Source organism: Actinoplanes sp. ATCC 53533 (assembly GCF_003947245.1).
In genome coordinates, this window is record NZ_QHHV01000500.1 from 1 (window position 1) to 2,384 (window position 2,384).

The 2,384-nt window shown below is 63.0% G+C and carries 2 protein-coding genes; both read right to left on the reverse strand.

Going from position 1 to position 2,384, the window contains the following annotated elements; all coding sequences use genetic code 11:
- On the reverse strand, window positions 1-617 hold a 617-nt coding region (locus DMB66_RS59565; protein ID WP_125812671.1), incomplete at its 3' end, for a PaeR7I family type II restriction endonuclease.
- A 35-nt stretch (window positions 618-652) separates the two neighbouring features.
- Window positions 653-2,317 (reverse strand): N-6 DNA methylase, encoded by a 1,665-nt coding sequence (locus DMB66_RS59570; RefSeq protein WP_370321566.1) that lies wholly within the window; start codon window positions 2,315-2,317, stop codon window positions 653-655.
- Window positions 2,318-2,384 lie beyond the last annotated feature (67 nt).

The following is a 2,384-nucleotide window of genomic DNA, read 5'->3' on the forward strand; positions in this document are numbered from 1 at the left end:
AAGAGGCCGGTCTCGCGCATGCGCCTCAGCATGATGGCCATCCTCTGCACATACGAGGCACCGGCGAAGATCGGGTCGGCCGTACCCAACGTGCGGCTGACACCGACCGCTCTGCTGGTATCCGGGTTGTCGGCCATGACGAAGATGTAAGCGCGGCGCATCTGCGGTGGAAGAAGCCCCTTGAGCTCGGCCTGGCGAGTGTCCTCGGCCACACCGAAGATCTCGTCCGCTCGGTTGTTGAGGTTCTTTCCCTCGCTTCCGAGCATCGATTTGTACTCGACCGCGAGGACTGGAATGTCCTCCTGGACGAGCACCAGATCCCACGACTTGGTGGCTCGATAGAATCCGGGCAGGGTGGCGCCCTTATTCTTGTGAATGTGCAGCCCGGTCGCTCCGGTGGCGTTGATCTCGTCGACGACCAACTGATGAATGGCGTCCATGTGCCGGCCGCCGGTGACGGCGCTACGTCGTCCCTCTTGGCCGCGCCCTGACGCTACCGACGCTTCCGCCTGAGTGCGGCGCACGTCCAGATACATTTTGAGTGCGTGTTCGACACGGGCCGCAGCCTTCTCGTCCACTGTGTTGGTTTCTCCCAAGCCTCGATGGGGGGAGAACATTACACGATGCTGTCCGATGTATCCGGTGCAGTCTCTCAGGAGGGAATCTGAGGGACGCCGTAGAGCCGCAGGGCGACCTTCGTGGCGGCGCTGACGTCCCTCGCTCGGAACGCGGCCCTCAGCTTGTCGCAGTCTTCGGCGCTAACGGTGGAGAAGTGGGGCACCCTGATGCGGCGGAGATACTGGGCTTGAAATCGCAGCGTGCCGCCGCGCATTCGGACGCAGTATGTCGAGATGAACAGTTCTGCAATGTCACTGAGTAAGAGGCCGCCGAGGACCTCGAGGTCCCAGTCGCTCTCGTCCTCGTGGATCCAGTACAGATTGTGATGCGGATAGTACTTGCCGTTGTCCAAGACCGGCCAGATGCGCCGGCTCATGTCGGCCAGCAGCAACTTTGGTCGTTGCTGGAGTCCTTCGATGACGCGGTCGATGGTTCGGTGCTCTCGCCCTGGGTTTCGGCGGCCGACGTTCCGGGCGGCGAGTACATCCCAGTGTCGTCGGAAGTAGGCATTGAGGAGTGGCCAGTCCGCGAGATTGACCAAGCCTTCTGGATCCCATGGGTTGATCAGATAATGCCCAGACCAGTCCACCTCTCCGGAGCTCAGATCTTCGCGCATCACCATCGGCAGCATTCTCGCCTCCTCGGCGACTGTGCCGTTCGTGGTGACGTAGACCTCGTCCGCCCCGGAGGCCAGTCCGATCCCCACCTTCGCGCCGGTCTCTTCCAGCAGGGGAAAGCGTTCTTCCAGGTCGACAATGAGCGCAAGACGAGCGGGGCTTCCGGTCGGCCACCCAGCCTGGGTGGTGAACCAATGATTCAGCCAGGCCGCCGATATCCCCGGCTGGCGCAAGGGCTCGAAACCCTCTTGTTGGAACCACTGGCTCAGTTCAGCGGCTGCCGCTTCCCCGAACTCCGCCGTGGTATCGGCGATGGCGGCTCGTCCTTGGACCCCGGCGCGGATGACGGTGATGGCGGGATAGGCCGAGACCTGCTCCTCAAAGGCGTCGACGTCATGCATGGTGATTGCTGCCTCGACGGCATAGTCGGCGGCAACGAGCCCACGCAGAGCCTTGCCGTACGCATTCCGCATCCAGCGGTCGGCGCAGATATACGCCAGCCGTCCACCCGGTTTTAGTGAGCGCAGGCCCTGTTCATAGAAGCCGACGAAGATGTCGGCGCGTCCGCCCATCGTCGGGCACATTTCCCGGTATGCGTTCGATCGCGCGGCAGGAATATCCTCAAGCCGGACATACGGCGGATTTCCGACGACGAAGTCGGCGGCAACTTCGTCCCGTTCGCCGAGCAGGAAGTCATCCTGGACAATCCAGGCCTCGGCCAGCTTGCGTGCTGTCCTCGGTTCGACATCGTTGCGGATGAGGAGAACGGAGATGGCGCTCCGGGTGGCATCGACGTTGGCTGCCAGCAGGTCGTAGGCCCGAATGGCTCCGGTGGCGTCGGACAGCGGTCGTCCGTGTAGCCGGCAACTTGCGATCAGTCGTTCGGCCATGGGAAGGAGGAACGCACCATGCCCGCAGGCCGGCTCGATGGCGACGCGGTCGGCCAGTGAGTCAGTGGCGTTGTAGCCGACCAGGTCGAGGATCAACTCGACTACCCATCGGCGAGTGAAGACCTCTCCGTGGTTGTCGAGCGGATCGGGCTGCTGCGTGGGCGACAGGGGAGACTCCAGGTTGCTGAACAGGCTGAGCTGCCTTTGATTCCGGGGCCTCCGAGTGTAGGTGCTCCCGGATGGAGACCTGGACGACGCG